This is a genomic window from Streptomyces sp. NPDC000151 (assembly GCF_040301705.1).
In the GTDB taxonomy this organism is placed as follows: domain Bacteria; phylum Actinomycetota; class Actinomycetes; order Streptomycetales; family Streptomycetaceae; genus Streptomyces.
Map to the genome: position 1 here is coordinate 1 of NZ_JBEPFC010000235.1, position 6,653 is coordinate 6,653.

At 72.9% G+C, this 6,653-nt stretch carries 7 protein-coding genes; all 7 read left to right on the forward strand.

The genetic code is table 11. From position 1 onward, the window contains the following. Positions 1–199: 199 nt before the first annotated feature. On the forward strand, positions 200–1,051 hold the full coding sequence (locus tag ABT381_RS34425) for an aldose epimerase family protein (protein ID WP_351601598.1): 852 nt from the start codon (positions 200–202) through the stop codon (positions 1,049–1,051). A gap of 39 nt (positions 1,052–1,090) precedes the next feature. Beyond that, positions 1,091–1,633, forward strand: a complete 543-nt coding sequence (gene pyrE / locus ABT381_RS34430; protein ID WP_351601601.1) for an orotate phosphoribosyltransferase — start codon at positions 1,091–1,093, stop codon at positions 1,631–1,633. Between the two features lie 227 nt (positions 1,634–1,860). Continuing rightward, complete coding sequence (gene fbaA, locus ABT381_RS34435) at positions 1,861–2,892, forward strand: class II fructose-bisphosphate aldolase (RefSeq protein ID WP_351601604.1); 1,032 nt, start codon at positions 1,861–1,863, stop codon at positions 2,890–2,892. A 193-nt stretch (positions 2,893–3,085) separates the two neighbouring features. Beyond that, positions 3,086–3,499, forward strand: a complete 414-nt coding sequence (locus ABT381_RS34440; protein ID WP_351601607.1) for a DUF3151 domain-containing protein — start codon at positions 3,086–3,088, stop codon at positions 3,497–3,499. A 233-nt stretch (positions 3,500–3,732) separates the two neighbouring features. Next, complete coding sequence (locus ABT381_RS34445; protein WP_351601610.1) at positions 3,733–4,626, forward strand: tryptophan 2,3-dioxygenase family protein; 894 nt, start codon at positions 3,733–3,735, stop codon at positions 4,624–4,626. Between the two features lie 298 nt (positions 4,627–4,924). Next, the gene (gene kynU / locus ABT381_RS34450) at positions 4,925–6,235 is read left to right on the forward strand and encodes a kynureninase (protein WP_351601616.1); all 1,311 of its coding nucleotides are present in this window, start codon (positions 4,925–4,927) and stop codon (positions 6,233–6,235) included. A gap of 10 nt (positions 6,236–6,245) precedes the next feature. Beyond that, positions 6,246–6,653: alpha/beta hydrolase (locus ABT381_RS34455; protein WP_351601613.1), on the forward strand; the 408-nt coding region annotated here is incomplete at its 3' end.

Consider the following 6,653-nt stretch of genomic DNA (forward strand, 5'->3'; position numbering starts at 1 on the left):
GCCCCCGCGGCCGCCGTGGTCCTGGCCTCCGCCGTGGTGGTCGGCCGGGCGCTGCGCCGCCGCCGCTGACGCCGGCCCGCGCCGCCACAGGCTCCGGGCCTGCGCCGCCGCTGACGCCGGGCGCCCGGGCGGGCGGGACCGGCCACCGGGTCAGCGTGCCCGGTCCGCCGCCCGCGTGCCGCACCGCTAAGGTCGATCCGTGAGCACTGAGAACCCCGCAGAGCCCGCCCGCAAGCCGCGCGTGGCGCGTACCGTACGGCTGGCCGCCGGCGACACCGAAGTGGCCGTCCGCCCGGACAACGGCTGCCGTATCGAGAGCCTCCGCATCGGCGGCACGGAGCTGCTCCGGCAAGGAGCCAAGTACGGCTGCTTCCCGATGGTGCCGTGGTGCGGCCGGATCGAGAACGGCCGGTTCCGCAACGGCTCCGAGACGCATCAGATGCCGCTCAACTCCCCGCCGCACGCCATCCACGGCAACGGCCGCAACCTCTCCTGGCGCACCGCCCGCACGACCGGGACCACCGCGGCCTTCACGTACGACCTGGACGACCCGGCCGACCCCTGGCCGTACCCCGGCAAGGTCAGCCAGCTGGTGGAGCTGGCCGAGGACGGCGGTTCGCTGACCCTGACCATGGGCGTCGAGACGTACGACGACTCCTTCCCGGCGCAGGCCGGCTGGCACCCCTGGTTCCTCCGCGACCTCGGCGACGGCGGCGAGGGCGTACGCATCGACTTCGACCCCGAGTGGCAGGAGGAGCGCGGCGAGGACCACCTTCCGACGGGCCGCCGCATCGACCCGCGCCCCGGCCCCTGGGACGACTGCTTCGGGATGCCGCAGGGCGTGGCCGTGACGCTGACCTGGCCGGGCCGCCTGGAGCTGAAGGTCACCAGCCGTGCGGAGTGGGTGGTCGTGTACGACGAGCAGGAGGCGGCCGTGTGCGTGGAACCGCAGTCCGGCCCGCCCAACGGCCTCAACACGCACCCGCGCCTGGTCACCCCCATCGACCCGCTGGAGATCTCCACGACGTGGACCTGGCGCACCCTGACCTGAGCCGCAGGGGAGGGCCGGGCTCCCCTTAAGCTCGTGCGCATGAGTGACGACGTGCGCGGCGAGCTGCTGCAGCAGATCAAGGACAAGGCCGTGGTGCACGGCAAGGTGACGCTTTCCTCCGGCAAGGAAGCCGATTACTACATCGACCTGCGCCGGATCACCCTGGACGCCGAGGCCGCGCCGCTGGTCGGCCAGGTGATGCTGGACGCCACCGCCGACTTCGACTTCGACGCGGTCGGCGGGCTCACGCTCGGCGCCGACCCGGTCGCGACGTCGATGCTGCACGCCGCCGCCGCGCGCGGCCGGAAGCTGGACGCCTTCGTGGTCCGCAAGGCCCAGAAGACGCACGGCATGCAGCGCCGCATCGAGGGCCCGGACATCACGGGCCGCCGCGTCCTGGTCGTCGAGGACACCTCCACCACCGGCGGCTCGCCGCTGACCGCCGTCGAGGCCGCCCGCGAGGCGGGCGCCGAGGTCGTCGCGGTCGCCACGATCGTCGACCGCGGTGCCGAATCGGCCATCGCCGACGCGGGCCTGAAGTACATCACCGGCTACCGGCTCACCGACCTGGATCTCGGCTGAGAGATCGGGCGCGTCGGGCGGAGGCTCCGGCCCTCGCGGCCTTGACCTGGCCTTTCACCAAGGGGCGGGCTGTTTCACGTGAAACAGCCCGCCCCTTGCGCCGTCCGGGTGGAAGCGCGATGTGGAGGTATCCGGCAAGTCTGGGAAGATGGGCCGCGACGATGACGTCGCCCCCTGGTCAGGGCCCAGAACGTACCCGGTACCCGCACATCACAAGGAGCGGACAGATGCCCATCGCAACCCCCGAGATCTACAACGAGATGCTCGACCGGGCGAAGGCAGGCAAGTTCGCCTACCCGGCCATCAACGTGACCTCGACGCAGACGCTGCACGCGGCGCTGCGCGGTTTCGCCGAGGCCGAGAGCGACGGCATCATCCAGATCTCCACCGGTGGTGCGGAGTTCCTGGGCGGCCAGTACAACAAGGACATGGTGACCGGCGCCGTCGCCCTGGCCGAGTTCGCGCACGTCGTGGCCGCGAAGTACGACGTCACCGTCGCGCTGCACACCGACCACTGCCCCAAGGACAAGCTGGACGGCTACGTCCGCCCGCTGATCGACATCTCCGCCGAGCGCGTGGCCAAGGGCCAGAACCCGCTCTTCCAGTCGCACATGTGGGACGGTTCGGCCGAGACCCTGGCCGACAACCTGGCCATCGGCCAGGAGCTGCTCGCCAAGGCCGCCGCCGCCAAGATCATCCTTGAGGTCGAGATCACCCCGACCGGTGGCGAGGAGGACGGCGTCACCCACGAGATCAACGACGAGCTGTACACCACCGTCGACGACGCGCTGCGCACCGCCGAGGCGCTGGGCCTGGGCGAGAAGGGCCGCTACCTGCTCGCCGCCTCCTTCGGCAACGTGCACGGCGTCTACAAGCCGGGCAACGTCGTGCTCCGCCCCGAGCTCCTCAAGGACCTCCAGGAGGGCGTCGGCGCCAAGTACGGCAAGACCGCCGGGTCGCAGCCGTTCGACTTCGTCTTCCACGGCGGCTCCGGCTCCACCGAGCAGGAGATCGCCACCGCGCTGGAGAACGGCGTCGTGAAGATGAACCTGGACACCGACACCCAGTACGCCTTCACCCGCCCGATCGCGGACCACATGTTCCGCAACTACGACGGTGTGCTGAAGGTCGACGGCGAGGTCGGCAACAAGAAGACCTACGACCCGCGCAGCTGGGGCAAGCTGGCCGAGGCCGGCATGGCCAAGCGGGTCACCGAGGCGTGCGCCAACCTGCGCTCCACGGGCACCAAGATCAAGTAACGCCGCCGCGCGCGCTGTAACGCCGCCACGCGCTGTACCGGCGCGCGCAGCGGAGGAGCACGCCGCAGGGCCCCGTACGCATCAGGATCACGCGTACGGGGCCCTTCGCGCGCGTGCACGGTCCTCCGTGCGCCCGGCCGAAGCGCCACCGCCGTGGCGCCGCGGGCGGCGAGTACCAGGCAGACTTGGAACCATGGCCATTCACGAGAACCTGCTCGGGGGACCGCCCCCGACCCATCTGCCCGACGATCCGGAGCCCCGCGAGCTGCTCGCGGCGGGCACCGCACCGGCCGACGTCGCCGCGAAGTACCCGGCGTCCTCGCTGGTCTGGGCGCAGCTGGCGGACGACGCCTTCCAGGCCGGCCGTACCGTCGAGTCGTACGCGTACGCACGTACCGGCTACCACCGCGGCCTGGACTCGCTGCGCCGGGCCGGCTGGAAGGGCCATGGCCCGGTCCCGTTCGAGCACGAGCCGAACCGCGGCTTCCTGCGGGCCCTGCACGCACTCGCCCGCGCCGCCCAGGCGATCGGCGAGCAGGAGGAGTACGAGCGCTGCACGGCGTTCCTGCGCGACTCCTCGCCGACCGCGGCCGACACGCTCTCCTGAGGGAAGCCCCCTGCCGAGATGACCGCTCAGGGCCGGCCGGCCGATGTGTTCCGGCCGGTCCTGAGCCGTTGGAGGCCCTTCGGGTCGGCCGGGACGGCCCTTGCCAAACCCCGGGGAGTTGCGGAAGATGCGCAACAGGTCCGGTGAGCCGGGCCTGACGAGGGGACCGGGGCTCCGATGCCGACAGGAAGGGGCGGACCGCTACCCGGAGGCATGCATCACGAGGAGTTCTGATGTCGCACTCGTCATCAGCGTCCCAGGCGTCCCCGACCCCGGAGCAGGCACCGCGCTGCCCGGTCGGAGCGGGCGCGGACCCGAATCTCGACTTCGCGGGCACCACGCCGTACGAGGACTACGTCCAGGCGGAGATGCTCACCCACGCCCAGCACCTGCTCTCCGACGATCCCGGAGAGATGGCCTTCCTGGTGACCACCCAGGTCATGGAGCTGTGGTTCACCGTCATCGTCCACGAGTGGCACACCGCCGCGCAGGCCCTGCGCAGCGAGGACCTGCCCGTCGCGATGGACGCGCTGCGCCGCTCCACGTACGAGCTGGAGGCCCTCAACGCCGCGTGGAAGCCGCTGGCCCGGCTGACTCCGGCGCAGTTCAACGCCTACCGCGGGGCGCTCGGCGAGGGCTCCGGCTTCCAGTCCGCGATGTACCGGCGGCTGGAGTTCCTGCTCGGCGAGAAGTCCGCGTCGATGCTCGTCCCGCACCGCGGCGCGCCCCGCGAGTACGCCGAGCTGGAGAAGGCGCTGCACGAGCCGAGCCTGTGGGACGAGGTGCTGCGGCTGCTGGACCGCCGGGGATACGCGATCCCGGTGTCCGTACTGCACCGCGACCCCACGCTCAAGTACGAGCCGCACCCGGCCGTCGAGGCGGCCTGGACGGAGGTCTACGCCGGTGATCCGGCGCGCGACCCGGAGAACGAGCTGGTCCGGCTGGGTGAGGCCCTCACGGACGTCGCCGAACTGGTCTGGCGATGGCGCAACGATCACTTGGTGGCGACCCGCCGCGCGATGGGCGCGAAGATGGGCACGGGCGGTTCGTCCGGCGTGGCCTGGCTGGAGAAGCGGGCCCGCAAAAACGTCTTTCCCGAGCTGTGGACGGCACGCAGCCATGTCTGAGCGGCACGGAGCCGGGGCCGAGCGGCAGACATCCATGTCCGAGCGGCAGGCCGTCGTGCCCGAGCGGCCGGACGGGGGTCCCCGGTCCGGCCGGCCGGGGCGCTCGGTCCCGCCGGACGGGGCACTCGTGACGGAGCGGCCACTCACGACCGACGAGGAAGCCGGGTCCGAGTGGCCCCTCACGACCGAGCGATGCGGCCCTGTCCGCGCGGAGGGTGACAACAAGGTGCAGCAGAACGAGAGCGCCGGCCCCGGCGTGTCCACCGAGAGAATCGATACTTCTGCCGCGGGCGGCGCGCTGAGCGCCCGCACCGTCGCGGCGGCCGTCGTCCGCGACGACCTCGCCGCGCGGGCCGCGCAGCTCGACGCCAAGGACCCACTGAGCGGCAAGCGCGCGGAGTTCGTGCTCGACGAGGCGGTCTACCTCGACGGCAACTCCCTCGGCGCGCTGCCGCACGCGGTCCCCGAGCGGGTCCGCGAGGTCGTCGCCCGCGAGTGGGGCGAGCTGCGCATCCGCTCCTGGTCGGAGTCCGGCTGGTGGACCGCGCCCGAGCGGATCGGCGACCGCATCGCCCCGCTCCTCGGCGCGGCCCCCGGGCAGGTCGTGGTCGGCGACTCCACCAGCGTGAACGTCTTCAAGGCGCTGGTCGCCGCCGTGCGCATGGCCGACGAGTCCGGCCCCGCGGTGGACGGCGTCCCCCGGGACGAGATCCTGGTCGATGCCGCGACCTTCCCGACCGACGGCTACATCGCGGAGTCCGCCGCCCGGCTCACCGGCCGCACGCTGCGCCCCGTCGAGGCCGCCCGGATGCCCGCCGAGGTGTCGGACCGTACCGCCGCCGCCCTGGTCAACCACGTCGACTACCGCTCCGGCCGGCTCAACGACCTGCCCGGCATCACCGCCGCGCTGCACGAAGCGGGCGCGCTCGCCGTCTGGGACCTGTGCCACAGCGCGGGCGCGCTGCCGGTCGGCCTGGACGCGCACGGCGTGGACCTCGCGGTGGGCTGCACGTACAAGTACCTCAACGGCGGCCCCGGCGCGCCCGCGTACCTGTACGTACGCGCCGAGCACCAGCCGCGCTTCGACTCCCCGCTGCCCGGCTGGAACTCGCACGCCGACCCCTTCGGCATGGACCCCGAGTACGTACCCGCGGCGGGCATCGAACGCGCCCGCGTCGGCACCCCGGACATCCTGTCGCTGCTCGCCCTGGAGGCCGCGCTGGAGGTCTGGGAGGGCGTGGCCATCGAGGACGTACGGGCCAAGAGCCTCGCGCTGAGCGACTTCTTTCTGGAGTGCGTGCGGGCGTACGCGCCGCGCGGCCGGGTGCGGTCGGTGACGCCGGAGCCGCACGACGAGCGCGGCAGCCAGGTCGCGCTGGAGTGCGCGGGCGCCGGCGAGGTGATGGGCGAGCTGATCCGGCACGGTGTGATCGGCGACTTCCGCCGCCCCGACGTGCTGCGCTTCGGCTTCACGCCGCTCTACACGTCCTTCGCGGACGCGGAGCGCGCGGCCCGCGTCCTCGCGGAGATCGTGGCGTACGTACCGGGCGACGGCACCGCCGCCGCGGTCGCCGCGGGCGCGGCGGAACAGGGTCCTACGACGATGTGAGGGGCGCGGTGTGAGCAGGGAGCCGGATGAGGAAGAGGCGCTGCTGGCGTGCGCGCCCGTACCGCCGGACGGTCGGATCGCGTACGGCGACCACCCCGACCAGGTGATCGACCTGTACCGGCCACCGGAGGCGCCGCCCGGCCGGCGGTCCGGCCCGCTGATCGTGCTGCTGCACGGCGGCTTCTGGCGGGTGGCATACGACCGTACGCACCTGTCCCCGCTGGCCGCCGCGCTGGCCCGGGAGGGCCTGCCGGTCGCCCTCGCGGAGTACCGGCGAGCCGGCGGGGGCGGCGGCTTCCCGGAAACGTTCAACGATGTGACGAACGCGGTACGGGCCGCGGCCGCGGAGGCCGGCGCACACGCGTCCGTGGTCCTCGCCGGGCACTCCGCCGGCGGCCACCTGGCCCTCTGGGCGGCC

Coding starts and splice junctions, on each gene's coding strand:
- pyrE (WP_351601601.1), top strand. CDS start 1,091: ATGAGTGACGACGTGCGCGGCGAGCTGCTGCAGCAGATCAAGGACAAG.
- fbaA (WP_351601604.1), top strand. CDS start 1,861: ATGCCCATCGCAACCCCCGAGATCTACAACGAGATGCTCGACCGGGCG.
- ABT381_RS34440 (WP_351601607.1), top strand. CDS start 3,086: ATGGCCATTCACGAGAACCTGCTCGGGGGACCGCCCCCGACCCATCTG.
- ABT381_RS34445 (WP_351601610.1), top strand. CDS start 3,733: ATGTCGCACTCGTCATCAGCGTCCCAGGCGTCCCCGACCCCGGAGCAG.